Below are 22616 nucleotides of genomic sequence, written 5' to 3'. Positions count from 1 at the left end.
TATTTCAAACAAATCACCAGAATGACGAGCAACGAAGGAGCACAGCGAATGGAGATAAGAACCTTTGACGACCTAATCATCTGGGCTCGCGAGCTCCATGCTCACCTCTCCCGATGCCTGTCGGAGGGCGCCGCGAAAAATCATGAGGAGCGCGCCCGGGCTCTGCTTGGATACCTCTCGGATCATGAGTCTGAACTGGCACGCATCACTGACGAGTTCGAGAAACAGGCCGATCAGAAGGCATTGAAGACCCGGTTGTATGACTACCTGAACAACGAGCACAAGCCCATCAAAACCCATCGTACTTGCGACGGTCACTACGACAATCTCGATTTCAACGACATCGCGCAGGAAGTGTTTCACTTCCATGACCAGCTAATGGACTTGTACGAAAGCCTGGCCGGCAAGGCAGAAATTCCGGAGGCGAAGGAGCTGGTGGAATCGCTGCTCGCCATGGAACAGCACGAGGCCATGAGACTTGCCAGCCAGATAGGCCGGATGAACGACGTATAGAGAGCACTGGTAATAATGCCACTTCCAGAGTACTGTATATAAAAACAGTATCCGGATGCCCGTCATGAAAACCAGAGGCACACATCTCAATCCCCACAACCGTTTCCGGCCCATCGTCACTGACCGGCAATGTGACGACGGCTGGTATCAGGACCCCGACGACGAAATCTGCCCCGACTCTGTCGCCACCGAGGTGGTGAACGAGCAGGTGCGGTCCATCATCAGCCGCAATCGCTCGCCCGATGTACCCTTTGATCAGTCCATAAACCCCTATCGCGGCTGCGAGCACGCATGCATTTATTGCTTCGCCCGGCCCACACATGCGTACTGGGATATGTCTCCGGGGCTGGACTTCGAAACCCGGCTGATTGCCAAGCCCAATGCAGCAGAGCAGCTTCGCCGGGAACTGGACAAACCCGGATACCGGGTATCACCCATCGCTCTCGGCGTGAATACCGACGCCTACCAGCCCGTGGAGAAACAGCGGGAAATTACCCGGGATATCCTCAAGGTACTGATTGAGTACCGCCATCCGGTATCTATCATTACCAAAGGTGCCCTGATCCTGAGAGATCTGGACCTGTTATCGGAACTGGCGGATCAGGGGCTCTGCTCCGTACGCGTCAGTCTCACGACCCTGGACAATTCCCTGAAGCGGAAAATGGAACCCAGAACCGCTGCCCCGGCCACACGGCTGAAAATCATCCGCGAGTTAACCGCTGCGGGAGTGCCGACAGGCATCATTCTCGGCCCGGTGATTCCGTTCATCAACGACCATGAGATCGAAGCCATACTGGAAGCCGCCGCCAGCGCCGGCTCAGAGCGGGCAAGCTGGATCATGCTGCGACTTCCACTGGAACTGGATGAACTGTTTCAGGACTGGCTGCAACGGCATTTTCCAGATCGGGCGGAACGGGTAATGAACCGCATCCGTGACCTCAGGGGTGGCAAAAGCTACGACTCGCAGTGGGGCAGAAGAATGACAGGAACGGGGCCCTATGCAGACCTGGTGAGACAGCGCTTCAACCGGAAAACCGCCAACCTTGGCCTTGGACGCCATGAACCCGAACCACTGCGCACTGATCTGTTCCGACGACCCGGCGGCCAGCAGATATCTCTTTTGTGAATCTTATCCGCACCATCACAGTGCAAGTGCCGGAAATACTTAAGACCTAGGTCTTAGAGACAGCGGTTTTTCATTCCGTTGACTGTCGATTATTGCTAACTTGGCCTAGAATTCAGAGTTACTCATCCCGATCACGGGAGAGGCTCTCGATACAACAATGACAAAAGAGGCTAGAAGAGCAATGAAGATCCGTTCTGTTCTATCCGCGGCTGTGCTGGCTGTAGCAACTACCGTTGCTTCCACACAGGCGCTCGCTCAAGAGACTTTCACCCTGCGCCTGGCAGAAACCTGGGGCCCCAACTTCCCGATATTTGGTGACACCACCAAAAACTTTGCCGAGCGTGTCGAGAAAATGTCCGACGGCCGGCTCAAGGTTCGCATTGATTCCGCCAACAAGCACAAAGCCCCTCTGGGTGTGTTTGATATGGTCAAGGCCGGCCAGTACGACATGGGGCACTCCGCCTCCTACTACTGGAAAGGCAAGGTTCCCAACACGCTGTTTTTCACCAGCATGCCCTTTGGCATGAACGCCATGGAACAATATGCGTGGTTCTACCACGGCGGTGGCATGGAGCTGATGCAGGAGGTTTACGAACCTCATAACATGCTGTCTTTCCCGGGTGGTAACACTGGCGTCCAGATGGGCGGCTGGTTTCGCAAGGAAATCAATTCGCTGGAAGATCTGGACGGCCTGAAAATGCGTATTCCAGGCTTTGCTGGTGAGGTGTTCGCAGAAGTTGGCGTCAACCCGACCAACATCGCGCCGGGTGAGCTCTACACGTCGCTGGAGCGCAACACCATCGATGCGGTTGAATGGGTAGGCCCGGCACTGGACCTCCGCCTTGGCTTCCAGCAGATCGCTGATTACTACTACACGGGATGGCATGAGCCTGCCACGGAACTGCAATTCCTGGTCAACAAGAAAGTCTGGGAAGAACTCCCGGCTGACTTGCAGGAAATCATGCGCATAGCAATGCGCACCGCGTCCTACGATATGCTGGTTCATTCCCAGCACGCGAACGCGGAAGCCTGGGCCAACATCAAGGAAGAGTACCCCAACGTGCAGATCAAGCAGTTCCCGCAGGACATCTTCCAGGCCATGTATGAGGCCAACGAGAAGCTTCTCGAAGAAGCCGCCAATGAAAATGAGCAGGCGGCCCGAATCGTGAAGTCCCAGACGGAATACCTTGAGCAAAGCCGCGCCTATACGGATATTTCAGAGCGGGCCTACCTCAACACGATGTCAGAAGTCGAGTAAACTGTCGGCAGTGACAGAGCCGGGATCGCTCTTGAGGTGGTCCCGGCTTTCTCGTTTCTGGCAAATGTAAGATCGCTGGTTTAGCTGGCAGAGGACAATCAATGCGTTGGATTATCAAGCTGGATGAGGGCCTGGCCCGCCTCTCCATATTCTGCGGCTGGGTGGCCTGTGCCGCGATGATACTGATGGCGGGCAACGTGTTTTTCGACGTGGTCGCCCGTTACGTTTTTAACGACGTCTCAATCGGCATGCAGGAAATGGAGTGGCACCTTTACTCGGTGGTCTTCCTGCTGGGCATCCCCTTTGCCTTGCGTACCGATGGACATGTCCGGGTTGATGTTTTGTACGCTCGCTGGAGCGACAAGACCAAGGCCTGGATCAACATGATCGGTGCTGTACTCTTTATCATTCCTTTTTCTTATCTGATCTGGAACTATGGCTACAATTTCGCCGTTGAGTCCTACAGCATGGGAGAGGGCAGCGGCGACCCGGGCGGTTTGCCTCACCGCTGGGTGATCAAAAGCGTGATACCGATTTCTGCCGTCTTCACCGGCATCGCCGGGGTCAACATGGTGACCTTCGCAATACGGGTCCTGTCAGGTGAAAAGACTTACGAAGCTAAACACGGCGCGGAGGGCCTGGCATGATTGGCATGATTATGTTCGGAGTTGCCCTGCTGATGCTGATGTTGGGCTTCCCGGTCGCATTTACCTTTGGTGGTGTTGCGCTGTTCTTCGGTGTCTTCGCTGAAGGTATGGATCTTTTCGCGTTCATGCCCTACCGCATCATGAGCGTTATGCAGAACACCACACTGATGGCCGTACCGCTGTTTATCTTCATGGGTGTGGTTCTTCAGCGCACAAAACTGGCGGCGCAGTTGCTCACGTCCATGGGTCGGCTTTTTGGTGGATTGCCGGGCGGGCTTGCAATTTCCACCATTCTGGTTGGTGCGCTTCTTGCGGCCTCTACCGGTGTGGTCGGCGCCAGCGTGGTTGCCATGGGCCTGATTTCGCTGCCTGTTATGCTCGCCCACGACTACGACAAGCGGCTTGCCACCGGCACCATCTGCGGCGCCGGCACCCTGGGGCAGATCGTGCCCCCTTCCATCATCCTGATCATTCTCGGTGATGTGCTCGGGTTACCTGTAGGCGATCTTTTCAAGGCGGCAGTGATACCCGGCATAGTCCTGGTTAGTCTGTACATCGTCTATATTCTGGTGCTGACCCGTTTCAAGCCCGAAACCGCCCCCGCGATGCCTGATGACAGCGGCCTTTCCCGTGGCAAGGAAATTATGGCGGCGCTGCTTGCCATCATTCCGCCACTGGCTTTGATTGTCATAGTACTGGGCTCCATCTTCGCCGGTATTGCCACACCCACCGAATCCTCGGCTCTTGGTGGCGTTGGCGCCGTCGTTCTGGCGATCATTTACCGCCAGTTCTCGTTCCAGATGGTCTGGGACGCCTCCAAGGACACCGTCAAGGTGACCGCCATGGTATTCGCCATTCTGATCGGTGCAACGGCATTCTCGATGGTGTTCAGCTATACCGGTGGCGACTACCTGCTGGAAGAGTGGATGCTGCAGCTTCCAGGCGAGAAATGGGGATTCATCATCCTGGCCATGCTGGTCATCCTGGTGCTGGGCTTCTTCATCGACTTCGTGGAAATCTCCTTCATCATTGTGCCAATTCTGGCTCCTGTCGCGGAAGCAATGGGCATCAACATGCTCTGGTTTGCCATCCTGATCGCCATGAACCTGCAGACCAGCTTCCTGACACCCCCATTCGGGTTCAGTCTGTTCTATCTCAAAGGGGTATCACCGCCTACGATAAAAACCACGGATATCTACAAAGGGGTTTTGCCGTTCATATTGATGCAGGTACTGGTCCTGGCCTTGATCGTCATATTCCCTGAATGGTTCGGCATGAGTTCATCTTACTGACCCAAGTTGCAGTAACGGGGCGCCCCAGCCCCGGTACTGACTTCCATTCCTTCCTCCTCTATCGGCGCCATAGCCACCAATAATTCCCCCCGGATATGACAAACCCGGCTTGTTTTCTATACTGAACGTTAAACAGGCGATTCTCAGTTATGAGTTCGGGACACGCCCTGATGCTGGATCACTGTCGACAGGAAAAGCTTCGACACAGCCGGTGATTCACGATCTGCAAAAGGGAGAGATGGATCCATGAATCAAAGCACCGCCCGGAAGACCTCCGCTGCAACCAATAATAATCGGGACGACAGGCCACACGTTCTGACCTTGCCCCTGGAGGACCAGCAGGCAGATCGAGAGCCCCATAGCTATGAACGCTGGCTTATCGCCAAGCTCTTGCGCATGGCCGGCTCACCGCCGGTTCGGTTCCAGCTATGGAATGATGAATTCATCGAGCCCGAGGAAGGTGAAGCCCGATTTACCCTGAGACTAACCGACCCCAAGGCCCTTTTCACCCTGGTTACCAACCCTAACCTGGCGTTTGGTGACTTATACAGCGCCGGGCGACTGAAGGTAGATGGTGATCTGACAGATCTGATGGAGGCGCTCTATCGCTCTGTGCACAAGGCACGGCAAAAATGGCCGAAGTGGCTTGAGACACTGTGGCGCAACCATAATCCACGCCCGACCGGAGTCACCGAGGCAAAAGAGAACATCCACCACCACTACGACCTCGGCAATGAGTTCTACCGGCTCTGGCTGGATCAGGCAGAAATGCAGTACACCTGCGCTTATTACGAAAAGCAGGACCTGACCCTTGAGCAGGCTCAGCTGGCCAAACTGGAGCACGTGTGCCGCAAATTACGCCTGAAGCCGGGCATGACCGTGGTCGAAGCCGGTTGCGGCTGGGGCGGCCTGGCCCGATACATGGCCCGCAACTACGGCGTGAAAGTGCATTCCTACAATATCTCCAGGGAACAGCTTGCCTACGCCAGGGAAGAAGCACAGCGCCAGCAGCTGGATCACCTTATTGATTACGTCGAAGACGACTATCGCAATATCACCGGACAATACGATGCTTTTGTATCCATCGGCATGCTCGAGCATGTGGGTAAGGAAAACTTTCAGGCGCTTTCAGACCTCATTCGTCGCTCCCTGAAACCCAACGGCCTGGCACTGCTACACAGTATTGGCCGCAATCGCCCCATGTTGATGAACGCCTGGATCGAAAAACGCATTTTCCCGGGAGCCTATCCGCCGAGTATCTCCGAATTCATGAGCATTTGTGAGCATGGCGGATTCTCCGTGCTGGATGTAGAAAATCTGCGCTTACACTACGCCCAGACGCTGTCTCACTGGATGGAGCGGTTCCGGAACAGCAAGGACAAGGTAACGGAGATGTACGACGAGCACTTTGCCAGGGCCTGGGAGATGTACCTGGCCGGCTCCACTGCCGCTTTCCGCGCCGGCTCCCTGCAATTGTTCCAGGTGGTGTTCACCCACGGCGAAAACAATGAGCTGCCTCAGACCCGACAGGATATCTACACTTTCCCTGCCGCTCCGGAGGCCCGTTGATGGAGTATTACGACCTGATCATTGTTGGCGCCGGACCAGCCGGATCAACACTGGCCCACGCACTCAGGGACAGCGGCAAGCGAATTCTGGTGATCGACAAACAGGATTTCCCCCGGGACAAAACCTGTGCCGGCTGGGTGACACCTGCGGTCATGAAAAGTCTTGATATCGACACCTCCGACTATGGATCCAGGCACACCCTGCAACCCATCCGGAAATTCCGTATCGGTATGATGGGGCAACCCGCCGTGGTCAATGATCATGGCGATGTTGTCAGCTATGGTATCCGCCGGTGCGAGTTCGATGCCTACCTGCTGGACAGGGTAACGGCACCGAAACAACTGAAAACGCCCGTCAAATCCATCGTATGCAGAGACGGTAACTGGGTAGTCAACGATACCTGGGAAGCACCATTGATAGTGGGGGCCGGAGGCCATTTCTGCCCCGTTGCGAAGTTGCTTGGCGATGGCCCCGGCAGCCATGAAACCGTGGTCGCCGCCAAGGAAGTGGAATTCGAAATGACACCAGAGCAGGCAAAAACTTGCAAAGCCCGAGGTGACACGCCCGAACTCTGGTTCTGCCGCGACCTGAAAGGTTATGCCTGGGTATTCCGCAAGGGAAACTACCTGAATATCGGCCTTGGGCGGGAAGACAACCACAAGCTCACAGAACACCTGAATGCCTTTGTAGAAGAAATGAAATCGGAAGGGCGTATACCGTCGGACTTGCCCGGCCGGTTCAAAGGCCATGCCTACCTGCTTTATGACCACGCGGAGAGACCACTGGCAGATGACGGACTATTGCTGATTGGCGATGCCGCTGGCCTGGCCTACACCCAAAGCGGTGAAGGCATTCGGCCCGCCATTGAGTCGGCACTGATAGCAGCGGACATCATCCGTGACCGGGAGGACTATTCTGGCCAGTCGCTGCAACCATACGGCGAAGCCATTGCACACCGTTTCGGGAACCGGGCGGTTTCTCCAGATCAGGGCTGGCAGGTGCCGGACTGGGTCAAAATGCCCCTGGCCAGTACCCTGATGCGATCCCACTGGTTTACCCGCAAGGTGGTCACCGAGAAGTGGTTTCTGCACCAACAGGTGCCGCCACTTGAAGTCGAGCCCCCAGTCCCGGCCAGGTAGAAACCGGAACGTACAAACTCCGCTCCGGTTTACCCTGTAAACTGTCAGCCTATTCTGCGGACAACTCGATTACATCGATACCAAAGAGCGTTGTGGTTCCGCTGACCTCGTTGCCAACAGCCAGCATGGGCTTGCCATTGGGGCTATCCGCGGCAGCAATGAAGGCAAAGCCTTCCGGCCCCAGATCACCCGCCATTCCATTCTCAACATCGGCCTGGGAAGCTGAAAAATCGCGATTGTTGAGATACTGAACAAACTCCGGGTTCTGCGGGTTGGTCACGTTGTAGACCATGATGCCCCCTACACGCTCAAGGCCGATAAAAGCAAAGGTCTGGCCATTGATGGTGCCGACAGTAACGGCCTCCGGCTCCGGCCCCTTATCGTCCGAACGGTTATCGAAAGAGTTCTCGTCGTTCTGGCCATTGAAGTTGTCGGGGATCAGGCTGGCGGTGATGCGTTCGAATTCACTGCCGCTGTCGAAGACACGCTGGCCGGTTTCAGACCAGATCGAGAACGAGCGTGCACCGTAAGCATAAAGCTCACTGTAAACACAGTTGTCCTCCACATAACTCTTGTCATATTCGCCGTCTATGAGGGCGACATTGGCAGAGTCGCTGGGGGCGCACGAGTCACCGAATCCGAGAGTGGAAGTAACATTCAGACGGCCGAGGTTGGCATCTTCCTGCAGTTCCGCAGCATTGGGGAATGCCATGGCATCCAGTGTCAGATCGGCAACACGAAACTCTTCGCTAAAGCCATCATAATCCCGGGAGTCCCCCTCGTTGGCAGTGATGTAATAGGTTTTGCCGTTAAAGCCATAGCTGGCAATGGCATCAGGCTGATAAACGCCCTTGACCGGCCAGTTGCGAATATTGATTCGGTCGTCATCATTACTGGCGTCCAGTTCGTTACCGATCAGGCTGTGATCCTTGAAACCAAGCGGAACAATGGCGGTGATTTCACCGGCTTCAATATCCAGTTCCGCAACCGCGTTGTTCTCCTGCAGGGCTACCCAGGCTTTTTTATCGTCAATGGATACCGCGATATACTCAGGCTCCATGTCCTGGGCCAGAGTAGCGCCCGGTCCAAACACCCGAAGCCCCTGCTCCATCAGTTCAGCCTGCTGGCCGTTAAATCCGGCGAACCCGGCCGTGGTAACGGTAGCTGATGCTACGCCATTGGAGAGATCAACTATGCTGACAGAACCTTCCGGATCAATGCTGTAATCATCGCTGGGCTCACCTTCGTTGGCCACCAGGAGTTTTTGCCCGTCCCGGGTGAACGTCAGCATGTCCGGCAACGCACCCACTTCGACCTCGCCAACCTTGTTCAGGTCCGTGCTGTTATAAAATACAACCTTGCCATTGTCCTGTTTGGTTTCCGCTTCGATGGCTACAGCCACAAGATCCTCGTAAACCGCCACACTATTGGCAGTCGCACCTTCAGCAGTGGCATCAATGGTTCCCAGTTTGACTGGCTGCTCCGGATCCTGGATGTCCAGAACATCCACAGTGGAGTCGTTGGCATTAATCACAAATAAACGCTGATTGGCAGAATCGTGCGCAACAATTTCTGCAGCGCTCTCATCGAAATTCCCGCTTGCGTAGGTGCCAAGCACGTTCAGTTCAATCAGTGACTGGCTGGTGCCAGCAACGCCGTCGTTACCGTCGCTGCCGTCATCGCCATCACAGGCGGTCAGGCCAAGCGCCGAGGTAATAATTGCTGCTGAAAGGAGTGATTTCTGAAATCTCATGTCTGCCTCTTCTTCTGTCGTTACAGGTGTGATTGTCAACGACATACTTTATGGAGACGAGATGACAAAACTGCGTCGTTTTAAAGTCAGAACTGTTTAATGGTCACGAAAAAGACAAAAAAATGGCGACCTCGCGGTCGCCACTTCAGGTCAACTACTGCCGTCCCTGCTTATTGGCCCAGGTAACTGCGATACATCCAGACAGTTTTTTCCTGCTGGGAAATATAGTCACTCATCAGTGCCACAGTGCCCTCATCGTCTGCATCGCCAGCGAGGTGCAGCAACTCGCGCTGCTTGCCAATGAGCTTGGCGAAGCTGTCAACGATATTCTCCACCGCGTCTTTGCCATCAGCGACATCTTTACGCTCAGGCACTTCCGACTTCTCAATGTAGGTGCTGTAGGCATGCGCCGGACGATGGCCCAGAGTCAGAACCCGCTCTGCAATTTCATCGATTTTGAGCAACAGGTCGTCATACAGTTCCTCAAACTTGGCGTGCAGCTCAAAGAAATTGTCACCCTTGATGTTCCAGTGATAGCCGCGCACGTTCATGTAAAAGATCTGATAGTTGGACAGCAGATCGTTCAGTGAATTCGCCAGTGCCTGTGTCTTCTCAGTATCGAGGCCGATAAAGTTTTTGCTCATAACGTGTCTCCTTGACAGTTATTGAATTTAGCTGGCTTCTATCGTAACCAGTTTCGTTCGATAGATAAATTTTACTTACCCAATGTTGCCTATAGCTAAAACCGATTCACTAAAAACCGCTTCGATAGGCAGTTACTATTAATTTTTTCCACAGAATTAATTTAACAATGATTATCACTTGCTGTTGAATGAACACATAGTCACTTAGCAGGCAGAGCCGATCATGAGCACCCTGAAGATGTTTGTTCACAATCACGGATCCAAAGGTGACAACTCACTGTTGAAAACGATCACCTTCGCAATCACCCACTTCACCGTTGCGTTTACAGTCGCCTATCTGTTGACCGGCGACATACTGATCGGAAGCCTTATTGCCATGGTTGAGCCCGCCATCAACACAGTGGCCTATTTCTTCCATGAAAAGATATGGGCTCGCAAGCAGCAGAATGCAAGAGAGGCGGCCAGCACATCAGGCTCCGTCGCCAGGAGCTTTTAAAACATACGTTCAGTTAACCACCCGGCCCACAATCAAGGCATTGCTCAACCGGCTGCGGCCCGATGTCAAGGTTACGATTAAGATCCCTCAGGGCTGTGCGAAGCCCTTCCTCGATGACCGGGTGATAGAACGGCATCTCCAGCATTTCACTGACGGTCATGCGGTTTTGAACGGCCCAGGCGAGCAGATGGCCGATATGTTCTGCGGCGGGGCCAAACATTTCTGCTCCCAGAAACAATCCACTCCCCCGCTCGCCGTAAACATGCAACAGCCCCTTATTGGCACCGATAACCCGGCTACGTCCCTGGCCCTCAAACGACACTTCGCCGACGGCATAACACCCCCTGCAACGCTCATCGACTTCCTTGAGGGTCATGCCGACCGTGGCCATTTGCGGGTCAGTAAACACGATACCCAACGGAACCCGCCGCAGGCCTGCCCGCACGTCCGGATACCGGGCAGCGTTGTCGCCGGCAATGCGCCCCTCATCGGCGGCCTCGTGCAGTAATGGCGCATCACTGTTGGCGTCGCCGGCGATGAATATGTGGCTGTCGCCGCATTGAAGCGTGTAGTGATCAAACAGGGGCGAGCCCTGGTCATCCTGGGGAACATCGGCATTCTGAATGTCCAGTCCGTCCACATTCGGACGTCGGCCCGTGGCCGCCAACAGGTAATCAAACGTTTCCGTCACATCACCACGATCCGGGTCCGTAAACCGGATACTGACACCCTCGCCTGTCCTCTCCACGGATCGCACCCGGGAATCTGCATCCAGAGGAAATTCCTCGTTAAAGGACTTCAGTGCACACTCCCGAATTGCATCTTCCTGAAGCGGACCGACGCCACCACTGACGCCGAACATGCGAACCCGTACTCCCAACCGGCTAAGCGCCTGCCCCAACTCCAATCCAATGATACCGGGCCCGAATACCGCCACTGACTCTGGCAGGTCCTGCCACTCGAACACATCGTCATTGACGATCAGGCGATCCTTGGCTTCCTTGAGAAAACCGGGAATATTCGGCCGCGAGCCCGTGGCTATAACCACTCGCCCGGCCTCTACCTCGACGCTGTCGCCTACCATGATCCGGTGCGGTGACAGGAACCGGGCATGGCCGCGAAGACGATGCTCGTCCGGAAAGCCCTCAACGGCTTCCACTACGAAACTCACGAAACGATCCCTCTCGTTACGCATCCGTTCCATCACCGCCTTGCCATCGATGCGGACATCACCGGGGTGAACACCAAACATCGGCGCTTTCTGCACGTGGTGAGCACTGTCCGCCGCCGCAATCAACAACTTGCTTGGCATGCAGCCGACCCTGGCACAGGTCGTACCGTAGGGACCGCCCTCAATCATAACCACGCTTTGAGTATGTTTGCTTGCGGCGCGATAGGCACCCATACCAGCGGTGCCCGCACCTATAATTGCAACATCTACCTTGCGCTTGTCCACGTTAACAACTCCTGGCCTGCCTGAAGGTTTTACGCACTTGCCTGAGTATAGAGGTGAATCCAGAGAATGGTTCAGTTTCCTGTCAAAGGCTATAGTGTCACCCCACGCATAAGGCTTTAAACCCACTGATTTTGGAGACAAACAGGCATGCACAACTACTGGCCGGAGTTTTTCACCGTTGCCATCGTTCACTTCCTTGCCGTTGCCAGCCCCGGCCCGGACTTCGCCGTGATGCTCCGCCAGGCCCTGTGCCAGAGCCGTCGTAATGCCCTGCTGACCGCCTTTGGCATTGGTACGGGCATACTTATACATGTCGGCTACTCTCTGCTGGGCATCGGCCTCGTCATCCAGCAATCCCTGGTACTGTTTAACATCCTCAAGGTAGTGGGAGCCCTGTACCTCACCTGGATCGCCATCCAATGCCTGCGGTCGAAAGCCGGCGGAGTTCATGTGGAGACAGCCAACGGAGAGCAACAATCCGGGCTGGAGGCCTATCGCCTGGGCTTTCTCACCAACACCCTGAACCCGAAAGCCACCCTGTTTTTCGTTTCTCTGTTCTCAGTCATCATCAGCCCGGGCACATCAGTAGCCATTCAAACGGCCTACGGCATCTACATGGCCGTAGCAACAGGCTTGTGGTTCATGGCAGTGGCAGTATTCTTCACGCTGCCACAGATCCGCAAGGGATTTAACCGGTTTGGTTACTGGCTTGATCGATTGATGGGCGGGGTCCTGCTATTGCTTGCAGGCCAGTTGCTGTTTTCAACGGTTTCCGGAGAAGCAAACATACAGAGCAAGGAATAACCTGGACGACTTCGGGCAAACCGACCAGGCCCGGGGCACCGGTCTGCAGGCTGCTTCCAGAACCGTGGAGCGCCAGGGATGGCGCGACCGAGCCCTACAAGGACGTATTCACGGGCGTGTTCTGGAAGCAGCCTACAGACCGGTGCATGCACCATGGTTTGACTCAAAGGCCACGCAACAACTCTTCGGTTTGCTCCCAACTAATACAGGGATCAGTCAACGAACACCCATAGATTAAGTCTTCGCTGTCATTCTGACGGCCTTCTTCGAGAAAACTTTCCAGCATCAAACCAACGATCCGTTGATTACCTGAACGTTTTTGATTCATCACTTCTTTGGCTATATCCAGTTGCCGTCCCGCCTGTTTCCGGGCATTGTCATGGCTGCAATCCACCATAACGGCAGATGAAACACCAGAGCTGGACAAGGCTGCGATGGCTTCGCCGACACTTTCCGCATCATAGTTGGTGAGGCCGCGCCCGCCTCGCAACACAAGGTGGGTATCGGGATTTCCGTGCGTTGTGATCATGGCGGGGGCGCCATTGCTGCCGACGCCGAAGCGGTGATGGGGATGAGCTGCGGATTTCATCGCATTAATGGCCACGCCGATACCGCCATCGGTGCCGTTCTTGAAGCCGGTGGGCATGGGCAGGCCGCTGACCATTTCCCGATGGACCTGGGACTCGGTAGTGCGGGCGCCGATGGCGGTCCAGCTCACCAGGTCGCCGAGGTAATCCATGGCAAAGGGGCTAAGGGCTTCGGTTGCCAGCGGCAGATCCATGTCGGTGAGGTTCAGCAGTAGGCGGCGGGAACGCAGCAAACCTTCGTTCAGATCACCGGTACCGTTGCGTTCGGGATCGTAGAGCAGGCCTTTCCATCCGACGGTGGTCCGGGGTTTCTCGAGGTAGACACGCATGACAATCAGGAAACGGTCACTGACTTCGTCCGCCAGCTTCCTGAGCTTCTCACCATACTCCAGTGCGGCGACTTCATCGTGTATGGAGCAGGGACCGATCACCACCAGTGTTCTGGAATCCTCACCGTGCAGCACCCGACGAATGGCTTCTCGGTGCCGGTGTATCTGCGCCTGCGCGGGAGCAGATACCGGCAGGCTGGCCCGAAGTTCCGCCGGCGTTGGCAACAGAGTCTCCCCGCTTACGAGCGCTTCCCGCGATTGCCTGCTTGCTTCGGTCGGTGTCTCGGTATTCAGCGACATGTTCATGGTCAGTATTCCCGTTTCCCTGTATCAGAATCTAAAAAGCCCCGGCTGGGCTACCAGTCGGGGCTTTTTGAGTCCGGTGGCAGCCTGGTTTTTTTTGCCGGGCTGCCTTCCTCGTTATTCGGTCGATGAAGATCCTATGGGCGGCCCTGGCTCTGGCTAAAATAAAAGCCATAACCAAACCACCAGAAAAACACAGCAGCGACCGCAGCTGCCGGTTTTTCACCGAAAGCTTGCAGAACATTCAATTGACAGGTCGTGTGTGTCGTCTTCATGCTTTCCAATATATATCCCCGGTTTCCGGCTTTGCAACCCGTAAATCCGATTTTTGCGGAGTTTTCGATGAACACTCACAATCTTTGGTCCACCGCACTGCTCGCAGTAATGCTTCTGCTGTTTTCCGGAAACATCGCCGCGGAGGCTGAAGCCCGCACCTATCAGATGGGCCAACGCTCTGCCGGGGATGTCGCCCGGCAGATTCGCGAGCTCTATCCGGACGGCCAGGTGTCCATAACCGCCCGCGGGCAGCAGATGATTGTGCGCGGGGAGCCCCCAGTACTGGATGAAATTGGCTTGTTGGTGGAAACCATGGATGTGGCACCGGCACAGATGCGCGTTACGGTTCGCTCCCGCAATAGTGTCGACACTAAAAGCGGAGGCATGGGCGTTTCCGGCAACAACAATCAGGTGAATATTCAGGCTCAACGCAAAGTCACCACCACCCGTCGCAATCAGGAGCGCACGCTGGTGGTTCAGGATGGTCAGTCAGCTCACATTACCGCCGGACAGGTTCGTACGGTTCCAGTCGCCATTCGGGGCGGTCGTAATCCGGCCGCTTTTCTCGGCCAGGTGGAAACCCGCAGCGGATTTCTGGTTAGCCCCCGGGTTATTTCCGATCAGGCGATAGAACTGAATATCGTCTCTTTCGAGGAAGATCCTGAGAGCGATATCCCGGGCTACGAAACGGAAGCGCTGATGACGATCCGTCGGGTAGAACCCGGTGAGTGGGTAGAACTGGGCAGCACACGCCAGCGGAGCGTAGGAGACCAGTCCGGGATCACCTACCAGACCAGTGGCAACCACCAGCAGAACCAGACCTTCGAAGTGAGAGTAGAGGTGTTCTGAAGCTGATCAGGCCTGGTGTTCGAGCAAGACAACTTTAGCCTCATTGATTTTCGCCGCCAGATAATCGTTACCGCCCCTGTCGGGGTGCAGCTTCTGAATCAGCCGCCGATGCGCCTGAATGACCTCCTCGCGGGAGCAACCCGGAGCCACACCCAGTATCTCGCAGGCTTCCTTGCGCGACATGTTTCCAGAGCTCGCTGGCGCCTGGTTGGCACCATTACTGCCGCCGTCTTCACCTTCGCTGTCTTCGCCCTGCCCCTGACCGAAAGCGCGGCTGACCATGGGGGCAAACCTCAGTAGCGCAGGTAACTTCCTCAATAACGGCAACACGGAGGCAACCGCAGCGGTCAGAATATGAATGCGGCCGGTCAGTACCAGAAACAGTAGCAGTGCTCCACCAACGACCAGTATTATCTTCCAGGTCGCCGCCTTTTTCTTTTCAGGGGTTAACGCCCCCCACTGTTTCAGTACAATGAAGGCGGCAGCGGCCAGACCAATACCAAGAATCCAGTGCATCCGATAATCCTTATTGGCACTTGGGCCGTAAGTTCGTCACAGTTTATTTCCCAATACTGCTGATCCAGTGCAGTAATTGTACGCACATCTACTGACAAATCGGTGACAACGCCCCTTACCATTGTATAGGATGCTATTCTTCACGGTTTGAACATGTTATCTCATTGAACATCATCTTCCTGCGTGCCGCACTCCCGGTCACCAGGACGGATGGCCAGAGCCTACGAAACTGACACGATCACCTGCAACAGACATACGACCCAGGATCTGAACTATGCGCACTGCCTCCCGCTTCGTGATTGTAATCATTTTTCTCGGTGTCGTACTTGGCGGCATTTTTGGTTACAAATTCTACCAGTTTGGCCAGATGGAAGAGCAGTTTTCCCAGCCCCAGCCGCCTGCGAAGATATCCGCAACCACCGCAAAGACTGAAAAATGGACACCCGAGCTCAAGGCCGTAGGCAGTGTTGAGGCAATTAACGGCATTGAAGTTGCCAACGAAGTACCTGGTGTTGTTGAGACCATCAGCTTCGAGTCCGGGGATACCGTTAACAAGGGCGATGTTCTGATCCGGCTTGACGCGGCGATCGACGAGGCCGCATTGCGCACTCGCCGGGCCGAGGCACAGCTGGCTGAACAGGAGTTCAAAAGGGTCTCTGATCTTTTGCCGAAGCGGGCCGTGTCACAATCCCAGTACGATGAGGCCAAGGCCAACTTTGACGCCGCCCGCGCCCGCGTCAATGAGGCCGAAGCCCAGTTGAGCAAGAAGGTTATCCGTGCACCTTTCGACGGCAAACTGGGCCTGCGTCTGATTGACCAGGGGCAATATATCGGTACTGGCACGGCCATTGTCGAAATCAACATGCTGGACCCGATATACGTGGATTACACCCTGTCAGAGAAGGACCTGCCCAGGGTTGATCGCGATTATGACGTGGTGGCAACGGTCGCCGCCGTTCCCGACCGCACCTTCGAAGGCAAGGTGAGCGCTATCAACACGTCGGTAAACCCTGAAACCCGCACCGTGCGCATACGTGCCACGCTGGACAATGAAGACAACCTGCTGCGCCCCGGCATGTTCGCGACTATATCCACCCGCCAGCCTGAGGACCGTGACGTTATTACCATTCCTCGCACCGCCATCTCCTACAACACTTACGGCGATTATGTGTTTGTTGTAGAGGAAAATGATGACGGTGACCTCATCGTTAACCGGCGCACCGTACAAACAGGCAATACCCGTGACGGCCGCGTGGCCGTAACCGATGGCCTCGAAGAGGGCGAGCAGGTTGTTTCCAAGGGACTGCTGAGATTACGCGCGGAACAGCGGGTCGAGATTCAGGACGACAGTGACAAGCCAGCGGAGGCGTCTGACTGATGCGTTTTACCGATATATTTGTTCAGCGCCCCGTCCTGGCAACGGTTGTCAGCCTGCTCATCCTGTTGCTGGGTGCGCGGGCGGCCATGGAAATGGAGATACGACAGTACCCGGAACTGGAAAGCACCACGGTCACCGTTACCACGGCCTACCCGGGTGCAAGCTCTGACCTGGTCAAAGGGTTTATCACCACTCCCCTGCAGCAGGCGATCGCTGAAGCCAGCGGTATTGATTACCTGACCTCCACCAGTTCCCAGGGCCAGTCCACCATCGAAGCCAAGATGGAACTGAACTACGACGCCAACGCGGCCCTGGCGGAGATCCAGGCCAAGGTTGCCAGCCAACGCAACGTGCTTCCAGCCGATGCGCAGGATCCGGTCATCACCTCTACCACTGGTGACTCCACAGCGCTGATGTACATTGCATTTTACAGTGATGAACTGAAGGTACCCCAGATCACGGACTATCTGACGAGGGTGGTTCAGCCCAAACTTCAGGCGCTGGCCGGCGTCGGAAAAGCCGATCTCCTGGGCCGGAAGTTTGCCTTGCGGGTCTGGCTTGATCCGGAGCGGCTTTCAGCTGTAGACATGACGCCCCAGGAAGTTGTCAACGTACTGTTAAGAAACAACTATCAGGCTGCGGTAGGCAACACGGAAGGCAAATACACCAAGATCAGCATGACCAGTGATACTGACGTCGGCGACCCCGAGCAGTTCAAGGATCTGGTGGTGAAAGAGTCTGATGGTTCGCTGATACGCCTGAATGACATTGCCAGGGTTGAACTGGGTTCCGAAACCTACGATCAGTTGGCGCTGTACAAGGGGCAACCGGCGACTTACGTAGCCATCGAACTGTCTCCCGGAGCCAACCCGCTTACCGTTGCGGAGAAGGTAAAAGACGAGCTGCCGGGCATTGAGAGCCAACTGCCGTCGGGCATGAATGTTCGCCTGGCCTACGATGCTTCTGACTTCATCGACAACTCCATTAACGAAGTGATCAAGACGCTCCTGGAAGCCATGGGTATCGTTCTGGTGGTGGTGTTCCTATGCCTTGGGTCTATCCGCGCCGCTGTGGTGCCATCTGTTGCTGTGCCACTCTCGCTGATCGGTGGTGCATTCGTCATGCTGATGATGGGTTTCTCCCTCAACCTGCTGACGTTGCTTTCCATGGTACTCGCGATCGGCCTGGTAGTGGACGACGCCATCATAATGGTGGAGAACGTTCATCGTCATATTGAACAGGGCGAATCCCGGTTCGACGCCGCGATAAACGGTGCGCGGGAAATGGCCACCCCCATTATTGCCATGACCACCACGCTGGTTGCGGTCTATGCCCCTATCGGATTCATGGGCGGCCTCGTGGGCTCTCTGTTTACCGAATTTGCCTTCACCCTGGCAGGCACGGTGGTCATATCCGGCATCGTGGCTTTGACGCTCTCGCCCATGTTGTCCGGCAAGATCCTCAAGCCCCATGGCAATCCGGGCCGGTTCGAACAACTGGTTGAGCGCAGTTTCAGCGGGCTTGCAAACGGTTACAAGAGCGCACTCAGCTCTTTGATGGACACTAAATCGGTGGTTATTTTCTTCGCCATCGTGGTGCTGGGCTCCATTTACTTCATGGTGAGCATGAGCCAGAACGAGCTGGCACCCACTGAAGACCAGGGCATCCTGTTCTACCAGGGCACCGCCGCACAGACCTCCACCCTGGATTATCTGCAGGAGCATGGTGACGAAGTGCAACAGCGCATGTCCACCGTTCCGGGATATAACGAGGATTTCATGATCCTGGGCATCACCGCCCCCAATGCCGTTTTCGGCGGGTTCAAAATGGAGCCCTGGGGTGACCGCGATATCAGCCAATTCGAGGCCCAGCCGTTGCTGGACAAGGAACTGAAAAATGTCACCGGCCTCGAAACCGCGGTATTCCCGCGCCCCTCTCTCCCGGGTTCCGGCGGTGGCCTGCCATTCCAATTCGTCATCACCACCGGTGAGGACTACGAGCGCCTCAACGATATTGCCAACGAGCTTCAGGGCAAGGCCATGAAGAGCGGCAACTTCATGTTCCTGCAGAAATCCATTGATTTCGACCGTCCCGTTACACAGGTCAAAGTAGATCGGGACCGAGTAGCGGACCTCGGTCTGTCCATGCAGGATGTTGGCCAGGCCATGTCCAGCATGCTCGGTGGCGGTTACATCAATCGCTTCAATATGCAGGGTCGGTCCTATCAGGTCATCCCACAGGTAGACCAGCAATACCGCATGGATGAGCAGGCGCTGAATGACTACTACATTCGCTCGGACAATGGTGAACTGGTGCCGCTATCCAGTGTTATCAGTTTCGAGAAGTCGGTAGAACCCTCCCAACGGACCCAGTTCAACCAGCTGAACTCACTGACCCTGGAGGGCGTGATCACACCGGGCGTGACCGTAGGCGATGCCATGGCCTTTATGGAAAACGCCTCCGAGGAAAGCTTCCCACAAGGCTTCTCTTTCGACTACACCGGTGAATCACGGCAGTTTGCCAACCAGGGAAGCGCACTGATGGTGACCTTCTTCCTGTCGCTGCTGGTGATCTACCTGGTACTGGCGGCCCAGTTTGAGAGCTGGCGTGATCCGTTCATCATCCTGGTGTCTGTTCCCATGTCGGTAGCCGGTGCCATGGCGTTTATTGTGCTCGGTTTTGCCAGCATGAACATCTACACCCAGGTGGGCCTGATCACCCTGATCGGTGTGGTGTCGAAGAACGGCATCCTGATTGTTGAGTTCGCCAATCAGCTTCAGGTAGACAGGGGGCTCAACAAGCGTGAGGCCGTGATCGAGGCCGCGGCCATTCGCCTGCGGCCGATCATCATGACCTCCCTGGCGCTGATCTTCGCCATGGTGCCACTGCTGATCGCTGTCGGCCCGGGTGCGGAAAGCCGGTTCGCCATCGGCCTGACCATAAGCACCGGCCTTGGCATCGGTACGCTGTTTACCATTTTCGTGCTACCGGCGTTCTACATCCTGCTGGGCCGTGACCATCACGGGTCCGCCGGAGAAGAATACGGAAATGGTGATGACGGAATCAGGGCTCCGGCACAGTGACGCTCGGAACTCTCTTCTGGCTATTCCTGGCCGGCTTCGCCACCTGGTACTGGTGGCGGGCCAAGGCCATCAAGGATTTTGTACTGCAGGCGACCAGAAACTACTGCAAGAAAATGGATGTCATGTTGCTGGACGATGCCGTGTACCTCCGCGGCCTCTGGTTCAAACGAGATGAGAACGGTCGAATCCGGGTATGGCGCCGGTTCCTTTTCGACTTCACCTCCACCGGTGAGGAACGCTATATGGGCCGCATCATCATGCTCGGCCAACGCATTGTTCACATGGAGCTGGAACCGCATCGCTTCGGCCCGGATCAATAGCCGGGCCGCCAATATTAACAGCCTCGTCGTTTCCGGCTGCCCGGTGGCAGTGTCCGGCAACAGACAGCTATACTGAACGCCTCGGACCCAATACACCGTCGCGGATTCAAACGCTGATGTTATTTCGTTTACCTGTCTTGCTGTTATCAGTGTTGCTACCAGCGCTCGCCCTTGCGAACACGCCTATTCTGAGGGTTGTCACCTCCGAGTACCCACCCTATGAATACCTGGACGAGGGCGAGGTCAGGGGCAGCCACACTGATATCGTTCGCCACATTCTGACTTCCATGGGCTATTCGCCCGATATCCGGGTACTGCCGTGGGCACGCGCGGAAGCGAGCACCCGGGCTGGCACCTCCGATATGATCTATTCCCTGACCTACTCCCGCGACCGGGACCGCTACTACCACTTCACCGACCCAATCAGCCAGGCTCGCGACGTCTTTTTCAAACTCAAAGGGCGGGATCTTCAGTGGCAGGAACTGGACGACCTGGCTGGTTTGAGGATAGGGCTCTCAGCCGCCTACAGCTATGCCCCTGATTTCATGAAGTGGTTGGCAGCGGGTAACGCCCGGGTGACCCAAATCAGTCAGGAGTCTCCCGAACTGACCGGTCTCAGAATGATTGCCTTTGGACGCATCGACCTCTTTATCTGCGAAGAGTCAGTTTGCAGTTATCTTATCGAGGAAAATCTTGCGGAGTTTCCGGAATTGTCCGATGTTATCGCCATACCCCGAACTGTAGGGACGGAACGGGGCTTCCGCGCCGGATTTTCCCGCCAGCATCCCCGGGGTGGAGCATTGAGGGACGAATTCAATCGGGCACTGAAGGACGTTCGCGCCACCATCAGCCCGGACTAGAGTCCCGGCACACCTGCGGCAATCACCTATCGGACAAAGCACACAGACTCCAAAAGGTTTTCTATACTGCGGGTTATAACATCCAACCGGCAGACCGGAACCATGAATATTCAGAACGACCATCGCTTCGCCATCAATCTCAATGTGCGAGGCATACAGCCCTCCGCGACCCTGCGTATCAACGAACTCAGCAACCAGCTTCGTTCCGAGGGTCGTGATATTGTCAAACTGGGGCTTGGGCAGTCGCCCTTTCCGGTACCCGAGCGTGTCGTTGCAGCCCTGCGGGAGCACGCCCACGAAAAAGACTACCTGCCGGTAAAGGGGCTGAAGGCATTGCGTGAAGCGATAGCTGGCTACATCAACCGCAGCGAGCGAATGCGCTGCAGCTGGGAAGACGTGCTGATCGGCCCCGGTTCCAAGGAACTGCTGTTCATGCTGCAACTGGCCTACTACGGTGACCTGCTGATTCCGCGTCCGAGCTGGGTTTCCTATGCGCCCCAGGCGCGCATTATTGGCCGCTCGGTTCACTGGCTGCCCACCCATGCCGAGAACAACTGGCAATTGACAGCGGAAGAACTGGACATCATCTGCCGCGATGACCCGTCCCGCCCGCGCATACTGATCCTGAACTACCCGTCCAATCCCACCGGTTGCACCTATACCGACGATCAGCTGCTGGCCATTGCCAACGTAGCTCGCAAATACAAACTGATCCTGCTGTCAGACGAAATCTACGGAGAAGTTCATTTTGAAGGCAGGCACAAGTCGATTGCCCGCTATTACCCGGAAGGCACCATCATCAGCACCGGTCTGAGCAAATGGGCTGGGGCAGGAGGCTGGCGCCTTGGCACCTTCATCTTCCCGCCGGAACTGCGGCCACTTCAGGACGCCATGGCGATTATTGCCAGCGAAACCTACACCGCCACCAGTGCGCCGATCCAGCACGCGGCGATTGCAGCGTTTACCGGGGGCGATGACCTTGACGAGTACCTGAAGCAGTCACGGCGGGTATTGAAAGTGGTGGGTGAATACCTCCACAGTCGACTGACCGCAATGGGTGCCGTGGTGCAGAAGCCCGAGGGCGCCTTCTACCTGTTCCCGGATTTTTCGGGCTTCCGCGATGCCCTGGCGGGCCGGGACATCAAGACCAGTCAGGCTCTTTGCCAGTCGCTGCTGGAAGACACCGGTGTCGCTATTCTCCCGGCCAGCGACTTCGGTTTCGTTCCGGATCATCTGGCTGCGCGCCTTGCATTCGTGGATTTTGACGGTGCCGAAGCCCTACGGCTGGCCGGAGGGGATTATGCGAGTGAGGACCTGGACGACGCTTTCGTCGACCAGGCCTGCCCGCGACTGGTAAAAGCCATGGACAAGATGGAGCAGTGGCTAACCAGCCTGTAACCGGTTCGTGTTAGACTGAA

20 protein-coding genes are annotated in these 22616 nt (G+C 55.9%); 15 read left to right on the top strand and 5 right to left on the bottom strand.

What is annotated here, in order from left to right; genetic code table 11:
* Positions 1 to 48 precede the first annotated feature (48 nt).
* From M8010_RS04470 to M8010_RS04440, 7 genes are all read left to right on the top strand, one after another.
* Positions 49 to 513: an ATPase gene (locus M8010_RS04470; protein WP_250089211.1), complete on the top strand. Its 465-nt coding sequence runs from the start codon at positions 49 to 51 to the stop codon at positions 511 to 513.
* 64 nt (positions 514 to 577) lie between these two features.
* Positions 578 to 1639, top strand: coding sequence for a PA0069 family radical SAM protein (locus M8010_RS04465; protein WP_250089209.1), 1062 nt, complete (start codon positions 578 to 580; stop codon positions 1637 to 1639).
* 181 nt (positions 1640 to 1820) lie between these two features.
* On the top strand, positions 1821 to 2897 hold the full coding sequence (locus tag M8010_RS04460) for a TRAP transporter substrate-binding protein (protein WP_250089207.1): 1077 nt from the start codon (positions 1821 to 1823) through the stop codon (positions 2895 to 2897).
* A gap of 101 nt (positions 2898 to 2998) precedes the next feature.
* Positions 2999 to 3544: a TRAP transporter small permease subunit gene (locus M8010_RS04455; protein ID WP_250089205.1), complete on the top strand. Its 546-nt coding sequence runs from the start codon at positions 2999 to 3001 to the stop codon at positions 3542 to 3544.
* A complete protein-coding gene (locus M8010_RS04450) occupies positions 3541 to 4836 on the top strand; it encodes a TRAP transporter large permease (protein WP_250089204.1) in 1296 nt (431 codons plus the stop codon). Before M8010_RS04455 ends, M8010_RS04450 begins: the two co-directional genes overlap by 4 nt.
* Positions 4837 to 5082: 246 nt before the next feature.
* On the top strand, positions 5083 to 6405 hold the full coding sequence (locus M8010_RS04445) for an SAM-dependent methyltransferase (protein WP_250089203.1): 1323 nt from the start codon (positions 5083 to 5085) through the stop codon (positions 6403 to 6405).
* A complete protein-coding gene (locus tag M8010_RS04440) occupies positions 6405 to 7544 on the top strand; it encodes an NAD(P)/FAD-dependent oxidoreductase (RefSeq protein WP_250089201.1) in 1140 nt (379 codons plus the stop codon). Before M8010_RS04445 ends, M8010_RS04440 begins: the two co-directional genes overlap by 1 nt.
* A gap of 49 nt (positions 7545 to 7593) precedes the next feature.
* Here the strand turns inward: M8010_RS04440 and M8010_RS04435 are convergent, their stop codons facing one another.
* Together M8010_RS04435 and M8010_RS04430 are read right to left on the bottom strand one after the other, a co-directional pair.
* On the bottom strand, positions 7594 to 9297 hold the full coding sequence (locus M8010_RS04435; RefSeq protein WP_250089200.1) for a choice-of-anchor I family protein: 1704 nt from the start codon (positions 9295 to 9297) through the stop codon (positions 7594 to 7596).
* 170 nt (positions 9298 to 9467) lie between these two features.
* The gene (locus M8010_RS04430; protein ID WP_250089198.1) at positions 9468 to 9941 is read right to left on the bottom strand and encodes a Dps family protein; all 474 of its coding nucleotides are present in this window, start codon (positions 9939 to 9941) and stop codon (positions 9468 to 9470) included.
* 223 nt (positions 9942 to 10164) lie between these two features.
* Between M8010_RS04430 and M8010_RS04425 the strand changes: the two genes are divergently transcribed.
* Positions 10165 to 10437 carry a DUF2061 domain-containing protein gene (locus tag M8010_RS04425; RefSeq protein WP_250089196.1) on the top strand — a complete coding sequence of 91 codons (273 nt, stop codon included), beginning with the start codon at positions 10165 to 10167 and terminating at the stop codon, positions 10435 to 10437.
* Between the two features lie 13 nt (positions 10438 to 10450).
* On the opposite strand, the gene M8010_RS04420 is transcribed toward M8010_RS04425, so the two are convergent.
* Positions 10451 to 11893: a dihydrolipoyl dehydrogenase gene (locus M8010_RS04420; protein WP_250089194.1), complete on the bottom strand. Its 1443-nt coding sequence runs from the start codon at positions 11891 to 11893 to the stop codon at positions 10451 to 10453.
* Between the two features lie 147 nt (positions 11894 to 12040).
* On the opposite strand from M8010_RS04420, the gene M8010_RS04415 reads away from it, so the two are divergent.
* Positions 12041 to 12697 carry a LysE family translocator gene (locus M8010_RS04415; protein ID WP_250089192.1) on the top strand — a complete coding sequence of 219 codons (657 nt, stop codon included), beginning with the start codon at positions 12041 to 12043 and terminating at the stop codon, positions 12695 to 12697.
* Between the two features lie 163 nt (positions 12698 to 12860).
* Here the strand turns inward: M8010_RS04415 and M8010_RS04410 are convergent, their stop codons facing one another.
* Positions 12861 to 13919, bottom strand: coding sequence for a 3-deoxy-7-phosphoheptulonate synthase (locus M8010_RS04410; RefSeq protein ID WP_250089191.1), 1059 nt, complete (start codon positions 13917 to 13919; stop codon positions 12861 to 12863).
* A gap of 339 nt (positions 13920 to 14258) precedes the next feature.
* Here M8010_RS04410 and M8010_RS04405 point away from each other — a divergent pair, with 339 nt between their 5' ends.
* Entirely contained in the window at positions 14259 to 15041 is a 783-nt protein-coding gene (locus M8010_RS04405; RefSeq protein WP_250089189.1) for a secretin N-terminal domain-containing protein, read from the top strand.
* 6 nt (positions 15042 to 15047) lie between these two features.
* On the opposite strand, the gene M8010_RS04400 is transcribed toward M8010_RS04405, so the two are convergent.
* Positions 15048 to 15557, bottom strand: coding sequence for a DnaJ domain-containing protein (locus tag M8010_RS04400; protein ID WP_250089187.1), 510 nt, complete (start codon positions 15555 to 15557; stop codon positions 15048 to 15050).
* Positions 15558 to 15831: 274 nt separating this feature from the next.
* Here M8010_RS04400 and M8010_RS04395 point away from each other — a divergent pair, with 274 nt between their 5' ends.
* From M8010_RS04395 to M8010_RS04375, 5 genes are all read left to right on the top strand, one after another.
* On the top strand, positions 15832 to 16935 hold the full coding sequence (locus tag M8010_RS04395; protein WP_250089185.1) for an efflux RND transporter periplasmic adaptor subunit: 1104 nt from the start codon (positions 15832 to 15834) through the stop codon (positions 16933 to 16935).
* A complete protein-coding gene (locus M8010_RS04390; RefSeq protein WP_250089184.1) occupies positions 16935 to 20018 on the top strand; it encodes an efflux RND transporter permease subunit in 3084 nt (1027 codons plus the stop codon). Before M8010_RS04395 ends, M8010_RS04390 begins: the two co-directional genes overlap by 1 nt.
* Positions 20015 to 20338, top strand: coding sequence for a DUF3301 domain-containing protein (locus M8010_RS04385; protein WP_250089181.1), 324 nt, complete (start codon positions 20015 to 20017; stop codon positions 20336 to 20338). Before M8010_RS04390 ends, M8010_RS04385 begins: the two co-directional genes overlap by 4 nt.
* Positions 20339 to 20454: 116 nt before the next feature.
* Positions 20455 to 21198 (top strand): substrate-binding periplasmic protein, encoded by a 744-nt coding sequence (locus tag M8010_RS04380; protein ID WP_250089180.1) that lies wholly within the window; start codon positions 20455 to 20457, stop codon positions 21196 to 21198.
* Between the two features lie 102 nt (positions 21199 to 21300).
* Positions 21301 to 22596 carry a pyridoxal phosphate-dependent aminotransferase gene (locus tag M8010_RS04375; RefSeq protein ID WP_250089179.1) on the top strand — a complete coding sequence of 432 codons (1296 nt, stop codon included), beginning with the start codon at positions 21301 to 21303 and terminating at the stop codon, positions 22594 to 22596.
* The last annotated feature ends 20 nt before the right edge of the window (positions 22597 to 22616 follow it).

The organism is Marinobacter sp. ATCH36 (assembly GCF_023555055.1).
Classification (GTDB): Bacteria; Pseudomonadota; Gammaproteobacteria; order Pseudomonadales; family Oleiphilaceae; genus Marinobacter.
Note: the sequence above shows the minus strand (reverse complement) of the source record. Positions and strands in the feature narration are given on the sequence as shown.